This window comes from Dialister sp. CAG:357, assembly GCF_000435155.1.
GTDB classification, from domain to species: Bacteria; Bacillota; Negativicutes; order Veillonellales; family Dialisteraceae; genus Dialister; species Dialister hominis.
Genome location: NZ_FR896471.1, coordinates 3,660 through 4,789, shown reverse-complemented (window position 1 = coordinate 4,789; position 1,130 = coordinate 3,660). Strand labels below are relative to the sequence as shown.

General features: G+C 56.1%; 1 protein-coding gene. It reads left to right on the top strand.

What is annotated here, in order from left to right; genetic code table 11:
* Nucleotides 1-56: 56 nt before the first annotated feature.
* Nucleotides 57-1,130 (top strand): ABC transporter transmembrane domain-containing protein (locus tag M3200_RS08800; protein WP_288178255.1); only part of this gene is annotated, 1,074 nt, incomplete at its 3' end.

The window sequence follows — 1,130 nt, the reverse complement described above, 5'->3', positions numbered from 1 at the left end:
TCTCTCTGAATTATAATAGAGAAAAAGGAAAAATTCAGGAAAGAAAGAAGATTGTTATGAAGAAATATACGCCGTCGGATCTTCTCTATTACTTTGCGGGAGAGAAGAAGGTCCTTTTGTACGTGACGATCAGCGGGCTCATCTACAATGTGGGCATGACGCTCTCCCCCTGGTTCGAAGGGCAGCTGGCCCAGTACGTGATCGACATCCTGGGCGGCGAGCGGGCGCCATCGGCGATGCTGCGCCTCGCTTCGCTCTACCTTCTGACGATCATGATCGTGCAGGGCTGCCGCGCCCTCAAGCGTCTTTACGTGCGCCATTTTGCCAACGACATCTCCCTTGCGATGAAGGCGATCCTTTACCGCACGCTCATCCATCAGGAAACGGTCAAGGCGGGCGAGACAGAAGGGTCCCTCATGACGCGCGTCGTCTCGGACGTCGATGCCTGCGTGGAAGGCATGCGCAAATTCACGACGGAAGTCTTCGACACGGGCGTCGTCATGGTCGCTTATGCCGCGCTCCTTTTTTACTATGACTGGAAATTGACCTTCCTCGTCCTTCTCTTCCCGCCGATTGCCTACTTCATTGCCGGCCGGCTCAAGAAAGTCGTGACCGACAGCGCACGCGCCGGGAAGGAATCGAGCGGCCGCCTTTCTGACCGCACGATGGACCGCATCAGGAATGCGCTCACTTACCGCATTTTCGGCGAGGAGACGGCGCAGGACGGTATCTATGAGACGTATCTTGCCGATTATGAGAAGAAGACGGTCCGCGCCAATCTCTGGGGAAATACCATGGAGCCTCTTTATGAAGTCATCGCCATGACAGGCGCTTTCTTTATCATCGTCCATGGCGGCAGGAACGTCATGGGAACGGGCTGGGCCTCCTGGGACATCGCTGCCTTCTCGGCCTACCTTGCCTGCTTTGCTCGCCTGGCCGTAAAGGCCTCCCATGCGGCGCATCTTTTCAATGCCGTGCAGAAAGCGAAGGTGTCATGGGTCCGCGTCCGTCCCTACCTGAAGGATATCGAGGAGACAGAACAAAAGGTGTCCCCGTCTGCCACTCTTTCCGTCAGCCACGTTTCCTTCACCTACCCGGGCGGCGACCACCCGATTTACAAAGATTTCAAC